The sequence below is a fragment of the Primorskyibacter flagellatus genome, from assembly GCF_900176485.1.
Taxonomy (GTDB): domain Bacteria; phylum Pseudomonadota; class Alphaproteobacteria; order Rhodobacterales; family Rhodobacteraceae; genus Primorskyibacter; species Primorskyibacter flagellatus.
Map to the genome: position 1 here is coordinate 94,112 of NZ_FWYD01000009.1, position 21,940 is coordinate 116,051.

23 protein-coding genes are annotated in these 21,940 nt (G+C 60.2%); 11 read left to right on the top strand and 12 right to left on the bottom strand.

Annotated elements, in window-relative coordinates; genetic code table 11:
• Positions 1-70 precede the first annotated feature (70 nt).
• The gene (locus B8991_RS12690; protein ID WP_084353359.1) at positions 71-775 is read left to right on the top strand and encodes a CoA transferase subunit A; all 705 of its coding nucleotides are present in this window, start codon (positions 71-73) and stop codon (positions 773-775) included.
• Entirely contained in the window at positions 775-1,401 is a 627-nt protein-coding gene (locus tag B8991_RS12695) for a 3-oxoacid CoA-transferase subunit B (RefSeq protein ID WP_084353360.1), read from the top strand. The genes B8991_RS12690 and B8991_RS12695 overlap by 1 nt, the downstream gene beginning before the upstream one ends.
• A gap of 526 nt (positions 1,402-1,927) precedes the next feature.
• On the opposite strand, the gene B8991_RS22155 is transcribed toward B8991_RS12695, so the two are convergent.
• The gene (locus B8991_RS22155; protein WP_268876739.1) at positions 1,928-2,062 is read right to left on the bottom strand and encodes a hypothetical protein; all 135 of its coding nucleotides are present in this window, start codon (positions 2,060-2,062) and stop codon (positions 1,928-1,930) included.
• A 173-nt stretch (positions 2,063-2,235) separates the two neighbouring features.
• Positions 2,236-2,511, bottom strand: coding sequence for a hypothetical protein (locus B8991_RS12700; protein WP_084353361.1), 276 nt, complete (start codon positions 2,509-2,511; stop codon positions 2,236-2,238).
• Between B8991_RS12700 and B8991_RS12705 the strand changes: the two genes are divergently transcribed.
• Positions 2,510-4,144, top strand: a complete 1,635-nt coding sequence (locus B8991_RS12705) for a SulP family inorganic anion transporter (protein ID WP_084353362.1) — start codon at positions 2,510-2,512, stop codon at positions 4,142-4,144. The genes B8991_RS12700 and B8991_RS12705 overlap by 2 nt on opposite strands.
• Before the next feature lie 168 nt (positions 4,145-4,312).
• Here B8991_RS12705 and B8991_RS12710 read toward each other — a convergent pair whose 3' ends face one another.
• Entirely contained in the window at positions 4,313-4,918 is a 606-nt protein-coding gene (locus B8991_RS12710; RefSeq protein ID WP_084353363.1) for a flavin reductase family protein, read from the bottom strand.
• A 75-nt stretch (positions 4,919-4,993) separates the two neighbouring features.
• Here B8991_RS12710 and B8991_RS12715 point away from each other — a divergent pair, with 75 nt between their 5' ends.
• Both B8991_RS12715 and B8991_RS12720 read left to right on the top strand, forming a co-directional pair.
• A complete protein-coding gene (locus B8991_RS12715) occupies positions 4,994-5,479 on the top strand; it encodes a GNAT family N-acetyltransferase (protein WP_084353364.1) in 486 nt (161 codons plus the stop codon).
• Between the two features lie 49 nt (positions 5,480-5,528).
• A complete protein-coding gene (locus B8991_RS12720) occupies positions 5,529-6,269 on the top strand; it encodes an EcsC family protein (protein ID WP_084353365.1) in 741 nt (246 codons plus the stop codon).
• A gap of 6 nt (positions 6,270-6,275) precedes the next feature.
• Here the strand turns inward: B8991_RS12720 and ptsP are convergent, their stop codons facing one another.
• The 5 genes from ptsP to B8991_RS12745 form a co-directional block, all read right to left on the bottom strand.
• On the bottom strand, positions 6,276-8,516 hold the full coding sequence (gene ptsP / locus B8991_RS12725; RefSeq protein WP_084353366.1) for a phosphoenolpyruvate--protein phosphotransferase: 2,241 nt from the start codon (positions 8,514-8,516) through the stop codon (positions 6,276-6,278).
• Positions 8,517-8,638: 122 nt separating this feature from the next.
• A complete protein-coding gene (locus B8991_RS12730; RefSeq protein ID WP_084353367.1) occupies positions 8,639-9,874 on the bottom strand; it encodes an aspartate kinase in 1,236 nt (411 codons plus the stop codon).
• 220 nt (positions 9,875-10,094) lie between these two features.
• Positions 10,095-10,529 (bottom strand): DUF1178 family protein, encoded by a 435-nt coding sequence (locus B8991_RS12735; RefSeq protein ID WP_084353368.1) that lies wholly within the window; start codon positions 10,527-10,529, stop codon positions 10,095-10,097.
• Positions 10,530-10,590: 61 nt separating this feature from the next.
• Complete coding sequence (locus tag B8991_RS12740) at positions 10,591-10,947, bottom strand: NUDIX hydrolase (protein ID WP_412780836.1); 357 nt, start codon at positions 10,945-10,947, stop codon at positions 10,591-10,593.
• Between the two features lie 224 nt (positions 10,948-11,171).
• Entirely contained in the window at positions 11,172-12,377 is a 1,206-nt protein-coding gene (locus B8991_RS12745) for a 3-deoxy-D-manno-octulosonic acid transferase (RefSeq protein WP_235866622.1), read from the bottom strand.
• A 517-nt stretch (positions 12,378-12,894) separates the two neighbouring features.
• On the opposite strand from B8991_RS12745, the gene B8991_RS12750 reads away from it, so the two are divergent.
• Positions 12,895-13,311 (top strand): DUF1810 domain-containing protein, encoded by a 417-nt coding sequence (locus B8991_RS12750; protein WP_084353371.1) that lies wholly within the window; start codon positions 12,895-12,897, stop codon positions 13,309-13,311.
• Between the two features lie 13 nt (positions 13,312-13,324).
• Here the strand turns inward: B8991_RS12750 and B8991_RS12755 are convergent, their stop codons facing one another.
• The 4 genes from B8991_RS12755 to B8991_RS12770 all read right to left on the bottom strand — a co-directional run bounded on the left by B8991_RS12755 (position 13,325) and on the right by B8991_RS12770 (position 16,980).
• Complete coding sequence (locus B8991_RS12755) at positions 13,325-14,458, bottom strand: glycosyltransferase (protein WP_084353372.1); 1,134 nt, start codon at positions 14,456-14,458, stop codon at positions 13,325-13,327.
• Between the two features lie 191 nt (positions 14,459-14,649).
• The gene (locus tag B8991_RS12760; protein WP_084353373.1) at positions 14,650-15,723 is read right to left on the bottom strand and encodes a dihydropteroate synthase; all 1,074 of its coding nucleotides are present in this window, start codon (positions 15,721-15,723) and stop codon (positions 14,650-14,652) included.
• A gap of 10 nt (positions 15,724-15,733) precedes the next feature.
• The gene (locus B8991_RS12765; protein WP_084353374.1) at positions 15,734-16,657 is read right to left on the bottom strand and encodes a methylenetetrahydrofolate reductase; all 924 of its coding nucleotides are present in this window, start codon (positions 16,655-16,657) and stop codon (positions 15,734-15,736) included.
• A gap of 26 nt (positions 16,658-16,683) precedes the next feature.
• Positions 16,684-16,980, bottom strand: coding sequence for a virulence factor (locus B8991_RS12770; protein ID WP_084353388.1), 297 nt, complete (start codon positions 16,978-16,980; stop codon positions 16,684-16,686).
• A 282-nt stretch (positions 16,981-17,262) separates the two neighbouring features.
• Here B8991_RS12770 and B8991_RS12775 point away from each other — a divergent pair, with 282 nt between their 5' ends.
• The 5 genes from B8991_RS12775 to B8991_RS12795 all read left to right on the top strand — a co-directional run bounded on the left by B8991_RS12775 (position 17,263) and on the right by B8991_RS12795 (position 21,593).
• Positions 17,263-17,922: a sulfotransferase family 2 domain-containing protein gene (locus B8991_RS12775; RefSeq protein ID WP_084353389.1), complete on the top strand. Its 660-nt coding sequence runs from the start codon at positions 17,263-17,265 to the stop codon at positions 17,920-17,922.
• 75 nt (positions 17,923-17,997) lie between these two features.
• A complete protein-coding gene (locus B8991_RS12780) occupies positions 17,998-19,110 on the top strand; it encodes a Ppx/GppA phosphatase family protein (RefSeq protein WP_084353375.1) in 1,113 nt (370 codons plus the stop codon).
• A 266-nt stretch (positions 19,111-19,376) separates the two neighbouring features.
• Entirely contained in the window at positions 19,377-20,090 is a 714-nt protein-coding gene (locus B8991_RS12785) for an RlmE family RNA methyltransferase (protein WP_084353390.1), read from the top strand.
• Positions 20,091-20,466: 376 nt separating this feature from the next.
• The gene (locus B8991_RS12790) at positions 20,467-21,102 is read left to right on the top strand and encodes an SGNH/GDSL hydrolase family protein (protein ID WP_084353391.1); all 636 of its coding nucleotides are present in this window, start codon (positions 20,467-20,469) and stop codon (positions 21,100-21,102) included.
• Complete coding sequence (locus tag B8991_RS12795) at positions 21,099-21,593, top strand: lipocalin family protein (protein ID WP_084353376.1); 495 nt, start codon at positions 21,099-21,101, stop codon at positions 21,591-21,593. Before B8991_RS12790 ends, B8991_RS12795 begins: the two co-directional genes overlap by 4 nt.
• The last annotated feature ends 347 nt before the right edge of the window (positions 21,594-21,940 follow it).

Sequence of the window (21,940 nt, forward strand, 5' to 3'; positions counted from 1 at the left end):
GTGGTGCGGCTCGCGTTGACTCTCTGCGGGTTGCGGGCGACAACTCACGCGATCAGTCAAGGAGCGTCTTATGAAGAAAGTCTACGGATCGGCGGCAGAGGCCCTCGACGGGCTGCTGTTCGACGGCATGTTCATTTCGGCCGGAGGATTCGGTCTTTGTGGCATTCCCGAGCTGTTGTTGCAGGCGATCAAGGAGGCCGGAACAAAAGATCTGACATTCGCGTCCAACAACGCGGGTGTCGATGATTTCGGCATCGGTATTTTGCTGCAAACCCGTCAGGTCAGGAAGATGATCTCGTCCTATGTAGGCGAGAATGCCGAATTCATGCGCCAGTATCTGAGCGGCGAGCTGGAACTGGAATTCAACCCGCAAGGCACGTTGGCCGAACGCATGCGCGCCGGCGGCAGTGGTATTCCGGGGTTCTACACCAAGACGGGTGTCGGCACGCAGATCGCCGAAGGCAAGGAACACAAGGATTTCGACGGGGAAACCTACATCCTTGAGCGTGGCATCGTCGCCGATCTTTCCATCGTGAAAGCGTGGAAAGCCGATGATACCGGCAATCTGGTGTTCCGCAAGACGGCGCGCAACTTCAACCCTCCGGCAGCCATGAGCGGCAAGGTCTGCGTGGCCGAGGTCGAAGAGATTGTGCCGCGTGGCAGCCTTGACCCTGATCACATCCATCTGCCGGGGATTTACGTTCATCGTCTGGTTCAGGGCGAGCACGAGAAACGCATCGAACAGCGCACCACGCGCAAGCGGGAGGACGCATAATGCCTTGGGATCGCAACCAGATGGCCGCACGGGCGGCAGAAGAGCTTGAAGACGGCATGTATGTGAACCTCGGTATCGGGATTCCGACGCTGGTGGCCAATTATGTCGGCGACAAGGATATCACGCTACAGTCGGAAAACGGCATGCTGGGCATGGGCCCGTTTCCGGTTGAGGGTGAGGAGGATCCTGACCTGATCAATGCGGGCAAGCAGACGATCACAGAGCTGGCCCGGACCTCTTATTTCGACAGTGCGACCTCGTTCGGGATGATCCGGGGTGGCAAGATTGCCGCAGCCATACTGGGGGCCATGGAAGTGGCCGAGAATGGCGATCTGGCGAACTGGATGATTCCCGGCAAGCTGGTCAAGGGCATGGGCGGCGCGATGGATCTGGTGGCGGGCGTCAAGAAGGTGGTCGTGGTAATGGACCACACCAACAAGCATGGCGACAGCAAGCTGCTGAAAGCCTGCACGCTTCCGCTGACCGGCAAGAACGTGGTGAACCGGATCATCACCAATCTGGGCGTGCTGGACGTTGTCGACGGCGGTCTGAAGATCATCGAGACCGCCGCAGGTGTGACCGAAGACGAGCTGCGCGCGGCGACGGAAGCCACGATCGTCAACTGATCTCGCAGGCTTGACCTGGCGGAGTGCGCGTTGCGCGCACGCTCTGTCGGTTTGACGTACACGCAGATGGGGGCGCTGCCCCCGTCTGCCTTGCGGCAGACTCCCCCGGAGTATTTTGACCGAGAAGAAATGGTGTCAGAGTCGGTCGAAAGCGCAGAGCGCATGGACATTCCTGCGGATTTCTTTCGAAACGGTGCGACCTTAAGACCCGATAATTCGAAGATTGTGACACCGCCGGTGATGTTGCCATGCAGCGGCTCCACCACAAGGGTAACGGCTTCTGTCAAGCCAACGGCGTTCGTCAGGTTGCCGAGGATAGGCATGGATTCGACATGTGTGCCGCGCTTTAAGTTAAAAGCCGCCCCGCACGGCGTCGCGTTTGATCAGCGGGGGGCTGTTCCGGCTTTTGAAGAGTGTCAGGATGAAGCGTCCGGCGCTTGGCCGCAGCCAGGAGGGCAGGGAGTTTGCTTTGTCGTGAACCGCAGTAATCTCGTGATCTGCGTGCGCGCGTTGTCGGCTTTACCTGTCATGGTGGTGACAATGTCAGAGAGTTCACCTCGCCGTGTTCCGGATACCACCTTTCATAATCCGTTGCCAGTACGGCGGAGGCGTAGCACAACAATGTCTCGCGGGCGAACCGAGCCTCGGGCATGTTGGTCATGCCGATCACGTCGGCACACCCAGCTTTCGCGAAATATCCGTGATTCCGTCCGGGTTGAAAATTGCGGGTCCTTTATGATCAGGTAGGTGCCGCCCTGAGACATGGTGGCGTCTGTCGCGCGCGGCGCTGGCACAGGTATTCGTCAGATGCGGGCAGGTCGGATCGCGCAAGGCTCACATGGGCGATGTCTGCTGTTTCGACCAAGCTTGCAGCGCGCAGGTATGTCCGGCCAGTAGCTGATCCGACGGCTTGCGCCAAGGGCTGTCCTCATCGCGCCGTTGCGCATTGTCCGGCCCGCCAATCCGGTAGAGGCGAGAAGAGCGCTTGGCGGACAACTGACATGGGCGCGCCACGCCGCCGGTTTTTTTGAGGGCGCGGAGGTAGCCAATCGCACGGGATTGCAGTAAGAGCGCGCGATAGCGCCAACATCTTCCCGAAGGATTGTCCATGCCCCGAGCCATGCTGGCTTCGTTTGCCCGTCGTATTGCTGCCTCTGACCTGAACCTTTTGCCAGAGGAAAAACTGACGCCGACGCGGATGCGGATAGAGCTTCTGTCCGGTTTGACGGTGGCGCTGGCGCTGGTGCCCGAAGCCGTGGCTTTTGCCTTTGTCGCAGGGGTGCATCCGCTGGTCGGGCTGTACGCGGCGTTTCTGGTGGGCTTGATCACGGCACTGATCGGTGGGCGTCCGGGCATGATCTCCGGCGCGACGGGGGCCTTGGCGGTCGTCATGGTGGCTCTGGTGGCGCAGCACGGCGTTGAATACCTGTTCGCCACGGTGGTTCTGATGGGGCTGTTGCAGATCTTCGCGGGCGTGATGCAATGGGGCAAGTTCATACGACTGGTGCCACACCCGGTGATGCTGGGCTTTGTAAACGGTCTGGCCATCGTGATTTTCCTTGCACAATTGACGCAGTTCAAGGTGCCCGGCTCGGTCGTCAGCAACGGTCACGGCATGAGCGGGGGCGAGTGGCTGTCCGGCATGCAACTGGCGATGATGCTGGGGCTGGTGGCGCTGACCATGGCGATCATCTGGGCGACACCCAAGATCACCAAGGCGTTTCCAGCGCCACTGGCAGGCATCGGCATCGTCGCGGTGATCGTGATCGTGCTGGGGCTGGATGTGCCACGGGTCGGGGACCTCGCCTCGATCCAGGGCGGATTGCCCGCGTTCCACATCCCGGTGGTGCCGCTGACCTATGAGACGTTCCGGATCATCCTGCCCTATGCCGTGATCCTTGCAGCGATTGGCCTGATCGAATCCTTGCTGACGCTGAACCTTGTGGGCGAGATGACCGGCAAGCGTGGCGGAGCCAGCCAAGAATGTGTGGCGCAGGGGCTTGCCAACACCGTCACCGGTTTCTTCGGCGGTATGGGCGGTTGCGCGATGATCGGTCAGTCGATGATCAACGTGAAATCTGGTGGCCGAACCCGTGTTGCCGGCATTGCCGCCGCGCTGTTTCTGCTGATCTTTATCCTCTTCGCCTCGCCGATCATCGAAGTGATCCCGCTGGCGGCGCTGGTCGGTGTGATGTTCATGGTGGTGATCGGGACGTTTGCGTGGAACTCGCTGAAGATTCTCGCCAAAGTGCCGTTGATGGATGCGTTTGTGATCGTGCTGGTCACGGTCGTGACGGTATATTCCGACCTTGCCGTTGCGGTTGTCGTGGGCGTGATCGTCTCGGCGCTGGCCTATGCCTGGAACAATGCGCGCCGTATTCATGCCAAGACCCGCGAATCCCTGACGGATCACGGCGCGAAAGTCTACGAAATCCAGGGCCCGCTGTTTTTCGGGTCTGCTGACGGCTTTGCCGAGCTTTTCGATGTCGAGGGCGATCCGGATGTGGTGATTGTCGATTTCGCCGACAGCCGCGTTGTGGACCAATCAGCCCTACAGGCGATCGAGGCCGTCGCGGGCAAGTATGAGGCCGCAGGCAAGATCATCAAGCTGCGTCACCTCAGCCGGGATTGTCATCGCCTTTTGAACAAGGCCGGGCATCTGGTGGTCGATAGCGATGATGATCCCGATTACGAGATCGCGGTGGATTACAACGTGCGCACCGGCATTCTGGGCGGTCACTGATACGGCACGTCAGGGTGCCCACGCGGGCACCCTTGTATGTGCGTTGCATAATCAGGCCCGATGGGGCTGCCTGAAATCAAAGTTTCAGGGCCGAAACACAGCAAGCGATACGAGCCAAATGGCAAGGCCGCGCCTCTTGAGATGATTGAGGATGCCCCGGCGAGGGGTCTAGTCGCCGGGCCGCTTCAGGCTGAACTTTTCGCGGACCACCGAATAGTCCCGGTATCCCATACGCGTCAGCGGGTTGAACCTGAGGACGTCAAACTCTCCGTCTATCAGGCAATCATCGCGCAAATGGATGCCGGTTACCTCTCCGAACACGGTGAAGTTCGCCTCGCCCGGAAGCTGGACGATCTGTGTCAGCTTGCATTCAAGGTTGGCGGGCGCTGCGGCGACGCGAGAGCAGGCAATGGTGTCGCATGCGGCTTTCTCGATCCCGGCCAGTTCAAATTCGTCGATCTCGCGATCCCACGGGCCTGATGTTTGGTTCATCACGTCTTTCATCGCGAATTCGACAATATTGACGCAGAACACGCCGGTTTCACGGATATTAGAAACGCTGTCCTTCGTGCCGTCCCGGTCGGGCTTGGCAGAGGTGGAGGCAAACATCACCTGCGGCGGCTCATACGCCACGGCGTTGAAAAAGGAATAGGGCGCGAGATTATCGCTTCCATCGGCGCCGCGGGTCGAGATCCAGCCAATGGGTCTGGGCGTGACAATGGCATTGAACGGGTTGTGAGGCAGTCCGTGGCCGTCCTGGGGTCGATAGAACATATGTGCTTTCTCCTGTTTGAACGGGACCTTGGACCGTGCTAGGCCAATGTCAACCGCGAAGTCCAAAGGCCGCCCGTGTACCATCTTGAGAAAGAGAAGCCAGACGACTGGTGGGAAGTCGAGGCGCTGTATGATCTGTGCTTTGCGCCGGGTCGAACGGCACTGTCGTCGTATCGTTTGCGCGAGGATGTGGCCCCGGTCGCGTCACTGTCGCGCACCGCGCGGGACGAGGGCGGTATTCTGGGCGGGGCGCTGCGCTATTGGCCGGTGCGGGTTGCGGGTAAGCCCGTGTTGTTGCTTGGACCGGTCGCCGTTCATCCGACCACACAAGGCGAAGGGCTGGCAGCAGCGATGATCCGTGACAGTCTGGCGGGGGCCGCCGAGGAAGGCTGGGAGCGCGTGCTGTTGGTGGGGGATTTGCCCTATTACCGCCGGTTCGGATTCGAGCACGGGCAGGGTGTCGAGATGCCACCGCCCACTAACCCTGAACGGGTTCTGGTGATGTCCTTGGTGCCAGGTGCCTGGGAGGGTGTTGTCGGCATGGTCGAGAAGGACGCTTGAAAGCGGACGCCCGAGGGCCAATGTTACCTAGAGTTGTCAGGAGGGCAGGATGACCGGAACCGCGTTGATTTCCACGGATGTGGATGCCGAACTTGACGGGCTTGCACGTCGGCACAAGGCTGCTGGTGGCATGGGCATGCAGGTTCTTAACCTTCTGGGTGGGCAGGCGGAAAACCTGCTGGAACGCTTGCCTGACAGCATCAAGGATCGGTTGGAGGACACGACAACGCGCGCGTTGACCGTCGCAATGGACGCGGCTGCAAGGTCGCGTGGCGTGGTGCCGGACCAGCGCGGCTGGCTGAATACGGCGGTGACGACAGCTATGGGCGCTGCGGGCGGCTTTGGCGGCTTGCCCACGGCGCTGACAGAGCTTCCGGTGACAACGACCGTGCTGCTGCGTGTGATCCAGGGCATCGCTGCCGAACATGGTCTGGACCCGAATGACCCCGAAGTGCGCAAGCTGTGCCTGACGGTTTTCTCCAGCGCGGGTCCTCTGGAGCGCGATGACGGGGCCGATCTGGCCTTTCTGTCGGCGCGGGTCACACTGACCGGTGCAACGATGCATTCGGTGATCGCCCGTGTGGCACCAAGACTGGCCACCGTGCTGGGCCAGAAGCTGGCCGCGCAGACCATTCCGTTGTTGGGCGCGGTGGCCGGGGCGGCGACAAATTATGCCTATACCAGCTACTACCAGGAAATGGCGCATGTTCAGTTCGGGCTGGAATCGCTTGCACGGCGCAGTGGGCGTGCGCCGGTAGAGCTGATCGAGGATTTGCGCAGGCGTTTGTAACGCGCATCACGCAGAGCGCAGATAGTCCATCACCGCACCGCGCACCGATTGATCGCCGCGTTCTCGCGCCTCGTTTATGGCTGCCTTGACAGCATTGAGGTCCGACCGTCTCAGCAAATGTTTGACTGGCCCGATAGAGGCGGGACGCATCGACAGGGAGTGCAGACCGATGGCGGCGAGGCACAAGGCCTCGACCGGGCGACCTGCGTCTTCGCCACAAAAAGAAAGTTGGGTATTCGTATTCTTGCAGCGCGCCACGATCTGTTCGAGAAAGGTCAAAAAGCTGACATTCAGCGTATCGTAGCGTCGCCGCACACGTTCGTTCTCGCGATCTGCGGCAAAGAAGAACTGTTTAAGATCGTTGCCGCCGATCGACAGGAACTCGACCTCGTCAAAGAACTGGTCGGGCGCGTAGGCAAGCGACGGCGTTTCCAGCATCGCGCCGATTTCCAGCCGTTCCGGCAGGACATGGCCCAGTTTCTCTTCGCGGGCGATGGCCTTGTCCATTTCGGCACGCGCGGCGCGAAACTCTTCGAATTGGGCGACGAACGGGAACATCACGGATAGGGGCCGCCCGTTGGCGGCGCGCAGAAGTGCCTGAAGCTGCATCCGCATCACGCCGGGCTTGTCCAGTCCGACCCGGATCGCGCGCCAGCCAAGCGCCGGGTTGGGTTCGTCATTGGGTTTCATATAGGGCAGAACCTTGTCCGACCCGATATCGAGCGTGCGGAACACCACACGCTGACCCTGAGCGGCATCCAGCACACGGGCATAGAGCGCAGACAGCTCTGATCGTTTGGGCATCTTGTTGCGCACCAGAAATTGCAGCTCTGTCCGGAACAGTCCCACGCCCTGGGCACCGGACCCCTGAAGCGACGGCAGGTCCGCCATCAGACCGGCATTCATCATCAATGAAATGGTCTTGCCGCATAAGGTCTCTGCGGGCTTGTCTCGGATCGAGGCATAGCGTTCTTGCGCTTCGGCCTGCATCGCCATCTTGTCACGAAACGCGGTGACGACGGTGTCGTCGGGACGCAAGTGAACCAGACCTTGATCGCCATCGACCATGATGTGATCGCCGTTCAAGGCCTCGGTCGTGATGCGGCCCGCATGGACCACCAGTGGAATCGCCAGCGCGCGCGCCACGATGGCCGCATGGCTGCCGACAGACCCTTCCTCCAGCACTACCCCTTTGAGCGACCGGCCGTAATCCAACAGTTCGGCCGGACCGATATTACGCGCGACCAGAATCGGGTCGTCCGGCAGTTCCGCGCCAGTCTCGCTGCCTTGTCCCGACAGCAGGCGCAACAGGCGATTGGACAGGTCATCAAGGTCGCTCAGACGTTCGCGCAGGTAGTTGTCCGTCACCTGTGCCATGCGTGACCGGGCGGTGGATTGTTCTTTCTCGACGGCGGCTTCAGCGGAAAGACCGCGCTGGATGTCCTCTTCCATTCGCCGCATCCAGCTTTTGGAATTGGCGAACATGCGGTAGGCTTCGAGCACCTGAAGCTGATCATTGTCGCCGCCGACCGCGCCTTCCAGCATCTGATCGACCCCGACGCGCAGCCGTTCGACAGCTTCGTGAAGACGTTCCAATTCGCGTTCCGGATCGTCGGACACCAGATTTGTGACAACAACGCGGGGTTCGTGCAGCCAGACATGGCCTTCTGCCGAGCCCTCCTGACCGGTGGTGCCACGCACGACAACCTGATGCTGATGGCGTGCAGACAGTGCTGCACCCTCGCCCGCAAAGGCACCCAGCTCTGTCATCTCGGCCAGCACCATGGCGACGACTTCCAGTGCGTAGGTCTCGTCGGCGGTGAACTGCCGTGCCTGTTTCGACTGGACGACCAGAACGCCCAGAGTTTCCCCCAACCGTTGGATCGGAACGCCGAGAAAGCTGGAATAGATCTCTTCGCCGGTTTCCGGCATGAAGCGGAAACCTTTTTCAGAAGGCGCATCGGCCGCATTGATGACGTTGCTGGTGCGCGCCACGCGCCCGACCAGACCTTCGCCAAGGCGCATGCGGGTCTGATGGACCGCTTCTGGTTTCAATCCTTCGGTCGCACACAGCTCCAACGTGTCTTCGTCGCGGAACAGGTAGACAGAGCACACCTCTGTCTTCATCGAATCGGCTGTAAGATGTGTGATCTTGTCGAGGCGCGCCTGCCCGGCAGCGTCCTCGGCCATGGTGTCTCGCAAACGGCCAAGCAGTTTGCGGCTTTCGGATTCAGTCGTTTGCACCATCGTGTGGTTGGCGTTCCCAATCTCTACGGTCGCTCGACCTTAGACCACATGAACCCCGGAAGAGAAACGTGTAATGCAACGCTGTTACACGAAATTCACGTTATGCGGGTGCAGGACCTCGGTCAGGCTTTCTCCAACTCGAACGCATCATGCAGGGCCTGAACGGCCAGTTCCATGTATTTGCGATCAATCAGCACAGAGATCTTGATCTCGGACGTTGCGATAACCTTGATGTTGATGCCTTCGTTCGACAGCGTCTTGAACATCTTGGCAGCAACGCCGGACTGGCTGCGCATCCCGATGCCCACGGCCGAGATCTTGGCAGTGTCCTTGTCGGCGATCAGCTCATTAAAGTTGATCTCACCGCGTGTCTTGGCTTCGGTCAGCGCCTTTTCGGCGCGCAGGACCTGATCGGTGGGGCAGGAAAAGGTCATATCGGTACGACCTTCCTCGGCGATATTCTGGATGATCATATCGACATTCACGCCCGCGTCGGACAGCGGTCCGAAGATCGCCGCGGCAATGCCGGGACGGTCGGCGACCGATACGAGGGTCATCTTCGCCTCATCCCGAGAGAAGGCGATACCAGAGACGGGCCGATTTTCCATAATTTCCTCCTCGTCGCAGACCAATGTTCCTGCGTCGTCAGATTGCTCTCCGAAAGAGCTGAGCACACGTAGTTTCACGTTATACCGCATGGCCAGCTCGACAGAGCGGGTTTGAAGCACCTTGGCCCCCAGAGAGGCCAGTTCCAGCATTTCCTCGAACGCGATCTTTTCAAGCTTGCGCGCCTTCGGACTGACGCGGGGATCCGTGGTGTAGACGCCATCGACATCGGTGTAGATGTCGCAGCGTTCGGCACCGAATGCGGCGGCAAAGGCCACGGCGGTGGTGTCAGACCCGCCACGCCCCAGCGTGGTGATGCGGCCCTCGTGGCTGAGGCCCTGAAACCCCGCGACCACGGCCACGCGCATGCCTTCGGCAAATTTCGCGTTGATATTTTCGGTGGGAATTTCTTCGATGCGCGCGGCGGAATGGGCCGATGTGGTGCGCACCGGGACTTGCCAGCCTTGCCAGCTGCGCGCGGGCACGTCCATTTCCTGAAGCGTCAGCGCCATCAAGCCTGCGGTGACATTTTCGCCAGAGCTGACGACGGCATCATATTCGCGGGCGTCAAACAGTGGCGAGGTTTCGTTGACAAACCCTACCAGCTTGTTGGTTTCGCCCGACATGGCCGAAACAATGACGATCACGTCATAGCCTTTGGCAACCTCGACGCCCACGCGTTTCGCGACGCGCCGAATACGGTCCAGCGTGGCGACGGACGTGCCGCCGAATTTCATCACAAGAACTGGCATGGTGTGCCCTCGGGATCAGCTTCTGGGGCCATTTACGCAAGCAATGCGCCATAGGCAAGGCCAACCCGCGCGGACAGACGCGCCAAAGCGCCGCTTTCGTGCGCATTATGTTGTGTAAGGCTGTGTCCAATCGGGCATGACGCACATACAGGAAGAAGCCAAACGCGGGTGTTCGTCGCCCGGCTTGCGCGGTGGAACTCTTGATCGGACCGTGCTGCGATCAGTTGGTCTTGCGCGAAGGCATGAAGGGCAGGGGGGCCACCTGAACGCCGTCCTCCAACAGTTTCCTGGCGTCCTCGCCCTTGGCCTCGCCCCAGATCGGGCGGGCTGGCGCATCGCCATCGTGCATCGCCCGCGCCTGGGTCGCGAAATCGCGGCCCACATAGGTCGCGTTTTCTTCGACATGTTGGCGCAGTTTCGCCAGTGCCTGTTCGGCAGGGTTTGCCGGCTTGGAAAGTGGACGGTCATTGGAAGACTGTGCGGTCTCGCGCGATTGGCTGACACGCGGTGCCATGATCGCCTTTTCCACCTTGGACGAGCCGCAGACGGCACAAACGATCATGCTCGCCGCCTTGAGTTTTTCAAAGGCGGACGCGGACTGAAACCAGCTGTCAAAGCGGTGATCGTCGGTGCATTTGAGTGTGTACTGGATCATGTGAAACCAAAAAACCGTTGCCCGTCAAAGATAAGCACTGGCCCGACAAGATCAAGCCGGACTAGAGCTGCAACGCCTTGGGATCGAATTGCAGCAACAACTGTGCCAGATCGGCCTCGCGCACAGCGGCGGCGGCCTTCTTGCGACCGAACCACTTGCGCTTGCGCTGCCCCGCCTCTGGATAGGTCTGCTCCAGGGTTTTGACCTTCAGGGGGTGAACCATGGCGACGCAGGTCATCCCGGCCTGTTGCGGGCCGGACTTCGTATAGGTGAAGATGCCGATACACGCATCGTACAGATCACCCCTAACGCCGGCTTCTTCCCAGGCTTCCTGCCGGGCGGCCTCACCCGGCGTGTGCCCACGAATCGGCCAGCCCTTGGGCAGGATCCAGCGATTGGACCCGCGTGTTGTGACCAACAGGATCTGAGGCTTGCCTTTCCGGACCCGATAACAAAGCGCCGCGCATTGTGTATGCAGCCCGCCGGGACCGACAGTGTGAAGCGGCGTTGTCTGAGGCTTTCCGATGAGCGTCATCCGGGGACCATTGTATCAGCGTTTGAAGGAAGGGTAGAGGTCAAATTCCGACTTGACCAGACCAGAGATTTGGCGCGCCCGATATTTAGCGAAACCCGCGTTTTGGCTCAGCCCGTCAACAGGTGCCCGAGATCCGCTTTCACTTTCTTCAAAGCGTCGCCCTGCATCAGCGCGGCTCGAGCGGCCGCGCCGAATTCGGCCTGTGAGGCGGTCGTGTCCAGATCGCAAAGCGCCTTTGCCAGCTCCTCGGCATTGCCGATGCAGATCGAGGCGCGTGCGCGTTGCAGCCGACCGAAGGCCGACGAAAAGTTGTCGACATCCGGTCCGTGGATCAATGCCGCGCCAAAGGCTGAGGGTTCGTATGGCGTGTGTCCACCGCGATCGCTGAGCGTGCCGCCGATGAAAACCGTGCCTGCCACCGCATACCACAGCGCCATTTCGCCCATCGTATCGGCAAGCAAGACCTCTTTGTCGATTGCGTCCGACCGGCTGCGCTGCGCGAATTTCAGGCCCGCCGCTGTCAGGGCTTCGGCAATCCCGGCACCGCGTGCGGGATGTCGTGGTGCTATGATCAAGCGCAGACCGGGACGGACCGCGCGGGCCGCGAGATGGGCTGCGATCACCACCGCCTCATCGCCCGGATGGGTAGAAGCTGCCAGCCAGGTCTGCGCGCGTGGAAAGCAGGCGCGCAGCGTGGCGTCTGGTGTCAGATCTTGCGGTGGGGTGTAGCTGGCCTTGAGATCCAGCACCGGACCCACGGCAGAGGCGCGCAACCCCAAAGCCCGCAGTCGTGCCAGCGACCGGCTGTCCTGCGCGGAAAGGTAGCTGATACGCCCCAGCACCTTGCGGGCCAAGCCCCCGAACCGTGCCCAGCCCCGCGCGGTGCGTTTTGTCAGGCGCGCGCCGAAGATTGCCACTGGTATGCCTGCGGCAGCGCAGCGGATCACCCTGTCGGGCCAAAGCTCTGATTCCATTGTGATATGCAACTGAATGTTCCATCGCCGCAGCATGCGCCGATTGATGAAACCAAGATCCAAAGGCGCTAGGCGGACGTGAAGCCTGCTGATCCCCCAGGACCGTGCGAGAGTGGCTGCGGTGGCGGTGTTGCACGTGATCAGCACGCCCATATCGGACCGCACCGTCAGAACATGCTCAATCAAGCCGCGCGCCGATGCCAGTTCTCCGTTGGAGGCGGCGTGCAACCACAGGTGCGGTCCAGAAGCCGCCGGGCCGCGTCCAAGACGGTCAGATGCCAGGGCCCAATCGCCCCGTAAGCAGGGGCGGACCAACAGCACAACTGACGCAAGGGTCATGAGAATTCGATACAGGAACACAGAGGATCAAAGCGCTCGTAAGGTGAGTGACGTGAATGTTAGGGACCTATGGCGCGGTGCGGTACTTGGCAAGTCTTTGACATGCCCCTGCGGACCAAGGGCGGACGTCGGACTGCGCATCAGGCTTGCTCCGGCGTTGGGATTCGTGAACAATTGACGGGTCGTTGCAGGTCTGCCTGTCCTGGCCGCCGGGTTGATGTTTGGTGCTATGACATGAAGTACCGTTGAGCAGCAGAGCCGACCCGCGCGAAGCAAGAGTGCCAAATGCAATCCGATATGTGTTGCACGCTGCATTCACCCCGCAATATTGCCCTCATGGTCATAATCTGCCGATGAAGATTTATAAGTACTGACAATTCGCTGTTATAATTTAAGGCGCTACAGCTAATTTTTAATGTCGGCGCACGCCATCTGCAAAATGTCGCGATTTTTTCCATTCACAGCGGTGCCAATCGCGTTACTCTGCCGGAGATTGTGGGATAGGTGGAAGACATCAATGTCGCTGGACAGGTTCCTGAAAGTACAGGCACAGACTTACCCCGTCGCGCTGGCCGAGATTCGCAACGGCAAGAAGATGACGCATTGGATGTGGTTTATCTTTCCCCAGCTCGCCTCCTTGGGCCGGTCGCAAACATCGGAAATTTTCGGGATTAGCGACGGAGCCGAAGCGGCGGCCTATCTGGCCCATCCGGTGTTGGGCACCCGGCTGATAGAGATTTCACGCGCGATGATGCAGCACGAAGGCACCCCGCCGATTCAGATCCTGGGAAAAGTGGACGCGCTGAAGCTTCGGTCCTCGGCGACGCTCTTTGCGGCCCAAAGCAACGATCATGCTGTGTTTGATGACATCCTCGGCGCGTTCTACGGTGGCACACCTTGTCCCCTGACGTTGAAGTTATTGTCGCGGGAATAGACAAACGGGACCGTCAGGCGATGGTCGCGAGAATCCTAGCTTCCAGTTTCTTAAGCAGAACGTCATTGTCAAAACGCTGCTCGGCCACCTGACGGGCGCGGATTGCCATCTCCGGCAGATCGGGGGCTTGCATTGCGTGGCGAATGGCTGCGGTAAAGCCTGCCGCGTCGTGTTCCTCCACCAGCCAGCCGGTGCTGCCCTCGTCAATCGCTTCGGGAATCCCGGCATGGCGGGTTGAAACAGTGACGCATCCACAGGCCATCGCCTCTTGGATCGCGGTTGGAAGGCCTTCGGTATTGCCATTGGACGCCGTGATCGAATGTTGCAGGAAGAATTGCGCGGTGGCCAGTTTTCCTCGAACAAACGCATGTGGCTGGCTGCCGTGAAAGCTCACACGGGGCATTGCATCCAGATCGTTGGCCAGCTTTTTCGCATCTTCCAGAAGTGGACCATCGCCGATGAAATCCAGATGCGCGTCTGGCAGATCATGCGTCGCTTCGGCAAAACTGCGCAGCGTGGTCAGCGGTGCCTTTTTCTCGACAAAGCGCCCGACGGCCAGACAGTTGAGCGGCTGTTTCTGCCCCGGCACGAATTGCCTGACATCGACGCCGGACGGGATCACCGTGGAGTTGAGATGGCGGATGCCGTGTTTTGCCAGATTATCCAGCAAGAATTGCGAGACCGAGAACACACCCTCCAGGCGCGGCATCATCCGTCTGTAAGCCTCTCGCATACGTTCGGTCTGGATGGCCTTGGACGCATCCGTGCCACGGAAATAAGTGAATATCGGCAGGCCCAACTCATTGGCGATCGGTGCCATTGCAAGCGCCTGAGTGCCAAATTCGGCAAGGATCAATTCCACTTTCTGGGTACGCAGAAAATCTGCCAGATCACGCTTGGCCTTGCCGAACGGCAGGCGGGACGTGTTGTGCACGATCCGGTTGTGCAGCATCCAGTAGGGTGCCGTCAGCAGGTCAGCGGTAGAGGGTTTTTCGCGCCGCGCAAACCATGCCTTGTCATAGGGGTTTTCACCGTGAAAACGCCCGCAGACGACCACGGTATCGCCGCCAAACAGGTGCTGGATGTGGCGGTTGATGAAGGTTTCGCCGCCGATATAATATTCGCCTGTGACAATTGCCGTGCGCATGCGCCATTTTCTCCGGCTGAACGTGTTCTGCTCAGGTCCGTAGCAGCGCGGGCGGCTGCGGGCAATGTCGGGTGCGCGTCAGACATGGCGGATTTCCGTCCAATAGGCGCAGTATGACGGTTTGGTGCGTGATTGCAAAAGGCCCGCGAGACGATTCCCGCAGACCCCTTGATTGCGATCCTGATTGCCGATCAAGCGCGGCGACGGCGCCCCCCGCGACGACCCGAGGTTGCCTCGCCTGCCGTCGCACCGACCTTGTTGAACTGGATCCAGGATCCGCCATGCGCATCATTGTTGGTCAGCAGGTTGGCGGCGCGGATCGCCTCCATCTCTTTGCCCGGACGCGGCAGGGTGGAGCCCAGTCCGAAAAGCGTCACGAAGGTTTCGTCGTCAATATCGTCGGGCAGAATGATGCCTGCTGCCATGACCTGTGCCTTCTTCTCGGCGATCTTGGTCTGGTTCACCGCCAATGCCACCGGGTTCATGATCGCAGACGTCATGCCTGCGCCCATTGCCATCGGCAGGAAAGCGTTGTTGATCCCGTGACGGTTGGGCAGGCCAAAGCTGACATTGGACGCGCCGCAGGTGGTGTTCACGCCCAGTTCATCGCGCAGACGGCGCACCAGCGCAAAGACCTGAAGGCCGGCAGTGGCCATCGCGCCGATCGGCATGACCAGCGGATCAACGACAATGTCATGCGCGGGGATGCCGAAATCCGCGGCGCGCTCGACAATTTTCTTTGCCACGGCAAAGCGCACGTCGGGATCTTCGGAAATGCCCGTGTCGTCGTTGGAGATCGCCACCACGGGCACATTGTATTGCTTGACCAGCGGCAACACCATTTCCAGACGCTCTTCCTCGCCGGTGACGGAGTTGAGCAGCGGACGGCCTTCGCAGGCCTCCAACCCCGCCTTCAAGGCGCCGGGCACCGAACTGTCGATGCAAAGCGGCGTATCGGTCACGGCCTGAATGCGGCGGATCATTTCCGGCATCAGCATCGGCTCGACGAAGTTGTTGTCGGCATAGCGCGGATCTTCGGCCATCTTGTTGGAAAAGACCGCGCCCGAGTTCACATCCAGGATGTTGGCACCCGCAGCGGCCTGCGCAATCGCATCGGCCTCGACGCGGGAAAAGTCATCGCGCTCAAGCTCTTCGGACAGGATCTTGCGGCCCGTGGGATTGATCCGCTCGCCGATCACGCAGAACGGTTCGTCAAATCCTATGACGGCGGTTTTCGATTTGGATTCAACGATGGTACGGGTCATTCTTAACCTTTCAGCTATTGGCTGGTTTGGTGGCGTCGCCACCGTTTTGGGTGGCCCATTCGGCATTTGCCTTGATCCCGCCCAGCGGGAAGAAGTGCACCTGCTCGATATTGAAATCGGGATGTGCGGCCTTGTGGGCGGCGAGCTTGGCGATCACGTCGGTCGGTTCGTAGGGAAGGAGCAGTTTTGTCACGTCCATGGCGCGTTTCTGAAGCACCTTCATTGACGGCCCGACCCCGCAGGCGATGGCGAATTTGATAAGCGTCTGAAGCTTTGCAGGACCGGCAATGCCGATATGGATGGGCAGGTCGATACCAGCCTCCTTCAGCCCGTCGGCCCATGCGATGATCGGATCAGGGTCAAAGGCAAATTGCGTGGCCAGCGCCATCCTGGCATCGGTGCGTTCGCTGAATTTCTGTTTCCATCGAAGCGCATCGCCGACGTTCTTCATGCTGCCATCCGGGTCAATGTCACGGTTGCCCTCTGGGTGGCCCGCCACATGCAGACGCGTAAAGCCCGCCTTGTCGAACAGTCCGGTTTCCAGAAGCTGCATGGAACTGTCAAACGCGCCTACAGGCTGCGAGACACCGCCAGCCAGAAGCAACGCCTGGGTCACGTTCGCCTCGCCCTGATAGCGCGCGATCCAATCGGCCAGCGTTGCCTGATCCTTGATGATCCGGGCCGGGAAATGCGGCATGACGTTATAGCCATCGCGCGCCAGCCGTGCGGCTGTCGCAACCATGTCGGCAATATCCGTGCCGTCGATATGGGCGATATACACGCGAGTGCCTTCGGGCAGGAGATCGCGGAAGTCCTCGACCTTTTCGGCGGTGCGCGGCATCACCTCGATAGAGTAGCCTTGCAGGAAAGACTGAACCTCGGGCGCGATTCCGGGGGCTGCGTCAGCCTTCTTACGAAAATTCAAAAGCGCCATCGCGGCCTCCCAAAGCGTGGCTGGACTCATGCCCGGCCATTGTTGTCGATCAGTTGCTTGATACGGTCCCGGTCATATTCGGCGTCCAGACGCGCCACTTCCGCGGCCAGCACCTCTTCCGATGCGCCCTCGACGGGATAGGGGGCGGCCTTGCGCCATTCCGCAAGGTAGTCATCCGTTCCCGCCGCGCCGGATTTCATCGCCGCACGGTCGATGGCCTGCTCGAACCTTTCGGGCAGTTGCGCCTTCGCCCCGCGACGGCCTTTGCCAACGATGATTTGCGCAGGAATGTCGCGCCAGTAGACGATAGTGACATCGGGCATTTTCGAATCCTCGGACCAGTTAGGCATCTGTAATTCACCGGAGCAGCATCCCGGCGACGTTTTTCGACATTTGTGACGCTTTGAGCGACGCTGCCACCTTACGGCTGGGCGCGGGCAGGGGCCAGTGGCGGGGCAATGAAATAACCGGGGACAAATGATGAGCCTCGCTCATGTTAGGCGGTCAGGCGCCGCTTGACCCTGCGCCGCCATATGCGGATAGTGCCGCGCGAAGAACGGTGGGCGGGAGCCGCCGCACCGTCAGGCAGCATGCAGGAACATTCATTGGCCATCGCCATTCCAGCGTACAAGATCGCCTATATGGCTGTGCCCAAGGCGGGGTGTTCTTCGGTCAAGGCCGCGCTGGCGCATCTTGATCCCGGCGTCACGATCCCGCCCGAGGACGAGATCACGGTGATGACATGGCATGCGATCTATCCGACGGTGCGTTATCGGCGGCGAGCGTGGCACAATCTGTCGGACCACTGGCGCTTTACCGTGGTGCGCGATCCGGTACGGCGGATGCTGTCGGTCTACACCAACAGGGTGGTCCAACTGCGCGACCTTCATATGAGCCGCAAGTTGCGCGACCGTCCCGAATTCGCCCATCTCAGCCGTGATCCAGACCCGGATTATTTCTTTCAGCACCTGCCCGAATACATGAAAGGGTCATCGGTCATCAAGCATCACTGTCTGGGGACAAAGCTGTTCATCGGTCCGCGGCCGCTGCAATATGACCGCGTCTACAAGACCGAAGAGATGGGCCAACTGGCGCGTGATCTGTCGGACCGGACCGGGCAGCCGGTCGAGATGCGGCGCGAAAACCCGTCCGAGATGAAGCTGACACTGGATGATCTGGCACCGCAAACCATCGACGCGATCCGGCCCCTGCTGGAGATGGAATACCGGCATCTGTCCGAGTATTTCGAGAATCCACTGAAGTAGCGTCACGACAATCTTGCAGGTCATGCGCTTGCTGCGTATCGTGACAGCAAGTTGAAAATCGGAAAGGCGCATCACATGGCGCCAAAGCGTCCCAAAGGTGCGGGCGCATTCCCTAAACCGGTTGAATGGTCCGCGCCCAAACCGCCAGATCCATCCGAGCTTTATGCCGCGCTGGATCTCGGCACGAACAGTTGTCGAATGCTGATTGCCCAGCCCAAGGGCAGCCAGTTTCACGTTGTAGACAGTTTTTCCAAGTCGGTGCAGCTCGGCTCTGGGTTGGAAAGGTCTGGGCGGCTGAGCCGTGCGTCCATGAACCGGACCATACAGGCGTTGCGCGTCTGCCACCAGAAACTGTCGCGCCACGAGGTGCGCCACATGCGGCTTGTGGCGACAGAAGCATGTCGGCGGGCCTCCAACGCCCGCGACTTCATCCGGCAAGTCAAACGTGAGACGGGCTTGGACCTTGAGGTTATCCAGCCGGAAGAAGAGGCGCGTCTTGCGGTCATTTCCTGTGCGCCGCTGGTGTCGACAAAAACCGAACAATTGCTGGTGGTCGATATCGGGGGCGGCTCGACAGAACTGGTCTGGATTGACCTGTCCTCTGTGCCGAACCGTGAACGGCCCCGCGCCATCATGCGGCTTCATGCCGGGTTCCACACCAGCGTCAGCCCGTTTACGGCCGCCAAGGTCGTGGACTGGATATCCGTGCCGCTTGGCGTGGCCACCCTGCGCGACCAGTTCTCGGACGTCGAGGACGATGCCGCGCGTTATGCCTTGATGAGCTGGTTCTTCGAGGAAAACCTTGCCGAATTCGCGCCCTATAAAGATGAACAGGCGCGCGAGGGGTTTCAGATCGTGGGCACCTCCGGCACCGTCACCACGGTTGCGGCCTCTCATCTGGGGCTGAAACGCTATGACCGGACAAAAGTTGACGGGCTGCGCATGACATCCGACCAGATCGAGAAGGTGATCAATCGCTATCTGGAGCTTGGGCCCGCGGGGCGCTACCGCGATCCCCGGATCGGTCAGGACAGGCAAGCCCTGATCATGTCCGGCTCTGCGATCTTGCAGGCCTTGCTGCGGTGTTGGCCGACCGACAGGCTGTCCGTGGCCGACAGAGGCCTGCGCGAAGGGCTTCTATACGCGCAGATGTGCAGTCACGGCGTTCTGGAAGACGGGCCTTACTGACGGGTCTTTGACGGGGCGAGGTTGGACTCTTATATGTCTCGCAGAAATTCGCCCCGACCCGACGCCGCGCAATGCTTATCGCGAGTCAGCCGGATATGGCTGGGGGTCGCGCGTTCACAAGGTCTTTGCCGTCGCGGCCATGCCGCCCCCAGCCTTCGTTGTGCCGCGCCGGATTGAAACCCGTCGCCAACCCTCGTAGGATATGCCACCGGATGCCGGAGCCCCAACACGGGCGCCGCCCGCAGGAACGGCACGAAACGGATCCCATGGCAAAGAACACCTCCGGGCGCGGGCAGCGCGACCTGAAAGTCCAAGTCAAAAGCGCACGCGGACGCAAGCTGTCTTCGACGCGCTGGCTTCAGCGGCAGTTGAACGATCCTTATGTCAAGCGCGCTGCCGCCGAGGGCTACCGGGGCCGGGCCGCGTTCAAGATCCTTGAGCTGGATGAAAAGTACCGCTTTCTGGTGCCCGGTGCGCGGGTCGTCGATCTGGGCTGTGCCCCCGGCGGCTGGTGTCAGGTCGCCGTCAAGCGGGTGAACGCTATGGGTGAGAAATCCGGCAAGGCGGTTGGCACGGTGTTGGGCATCGACCTTCAAGAAGTCGAGCCGATCCCGGGTGCGGAAATCCACGTCATCGACTTTCTGGATGAAAATGCCGACACGCAGGTACGCGACTGGCTGGGCGGTTCGGCCGATGTGGTGATGTCGGACATGGCTGCGTCGTCCTCGGGGCACAAGCAGACCGATCACTTGCGGATCATCCATCTATGCGAGGCGGCCGCGTATTTTGCTTTTGATGTGCTGTCGCCGGGCGGCACGTTTGTCGCCAAGGTTCTGGCAGGCGGGGCAGAGGGCGACCTTCAGAAACTGCTCAAACAGCGCTTCACCAAGGTCGCGAACGTCAAACCTCCATCCTCACGCTCGGACAGTTCAGAGAAATTCGTGGTCGCCACTGGGTTTCGGGGCATCGAAGAAAGCTGATCCGGCATCCATCGCAAGGATGCGATCGCGTTTGCCTGAAAGCTGCGCGTAACATGCGGTGAGACGCAGGCATACTCGGCGTCATATGTCGTCACGCCCTGCATGTGCAAAACTCGCGTTTGCAGGGGTGTCACCCGCAAGCGTCGTTTCTCCTTACGGGACACTGAAGACCTTGCGACGTTGCATGCCGTTTTCTTTGCAGTCACATGATGGCCGCCAATCCTTGGGAACGGCTTAAAGCGTCAGTTTGCAGTGCATTTGCGACACAATCGACTTGGTCGGTCGATTGGCGCTGGCGGGGCAGGGCGAAATTGCTGACTGGACAGGGCGTGCTTCTCCGCCAATGCTGCGCAAAGACAAAGCAGAGAGGCAAGCGATGACCACCATCCTCGTCTATGGCGACAGCAACAGTCACGGCACCATACTATTGCAGCGGTTGGGACAGGCGGTGCGGTTTGCGCCCCAACATCGCTGGCCCGCCGTTATGGCCGACAGGTTGGGCCCCGAGATCCGTGTGATCGACGAAGGGCTGCCGGGCCGGACCACCGTACATGATGATCCGATCGAGGGCGGCGCGCGCAATGGGCTTGCCGTGTTGCCAGCGGTCCTGCTCAGCCACGCACCGCTTGATCTGCTGGTGCTGATGCTGGGAACGAATGACCTGAAGTCGCGCTTCTCAATCACCGCATGGGAAATCGCGCGCGCGATCGAGCGGCTGGTCGTGACGGCGCGCACCGAATTGCCAGGGCTCGACATAATAATCATAGCACCAGCCCCTGTGCGCGAGGTCGGTTCGCTTCAGGATGTCTTTGTCGGGGCCGAGGCGCGCCAGTCCGGGCTAACTGCCCATCTGGCGCGGGTTGCGGAAACGCAGGGCTGCGGCTTTGTCGATGCGAGTACACATATAGAAGTGTCGATGGTCGATGGCGTCCACTGGGAAGCCCCGGCACATGTGAGCTTCGGCACGTCAATGGCCGATCTTGTTGCGGCGCGCCTGAAGAGCGGAACATGAGAAAGGCAATCGTCTGGCCGCTTCTGCTCGCGGGGTGCATTGCAGCAAAGCCAGACAAACCTACCGTCAGCTTTCGCGACACCTCGGTTGCAATCTCTTCGAGCACCAGATTCGATCCGCAAAGGTTCGCGGGCGACTGGACCCGTCTGGCAGACTTCGGCTCCCCCTATACTGATGCAGGCTGCGGCACGCTGCGATTCACCCCGCTGCCCGACAATAAAATGGCGCTACGAAGCTGCGGAGAAGGGGCCGGGGCGGCTATGCAGTACGCGATCGCACCGTTCGGCCGCCTTGAGGCGGAGGGGACGGATCCAATCTGGGTGTTGTGGATTGCTGAAGATTTCGGAACGGCCGTGTTGGGTACACCATCGGGGGCTTTTGGCTGGATTGTGAACCGTGGGCCACGCATCCAGCCCGATCGCTATAATGCGGCAGCAGACCTGTTGGAGTTCAACGGTTACGACTCCTCCCGACTCAAAAGGCGTCAATGACGCCAAATCGAGCGCCAGAGTCCGCGAATGAATCGGTCGACCGTCATTGTCGGCGGTTGCCCTTGGGGAAGTCCCGCTGATTCACTCGGGAGTCGCCGGGGATTCGTCTGATCTTGGGCTGAAAATGGTGAAATCCAAGTGTGTCGCGTAAAAAAAGACGATCTTTTCGAACTTCAATTTATTATTGTAAATCAATAAGATAATCGTGTTTTTGGTGTCGAAATTTGACCCTAATAGCAAAAAAATGGGGGTAATCCATATTTTCTATAAGAAAGTGCTTGCGGGTTTTGTGCACTGGCCGTAGAACCCCCTTCACCGGCGGCGCAGAGATGCACCAAGGGGACGCC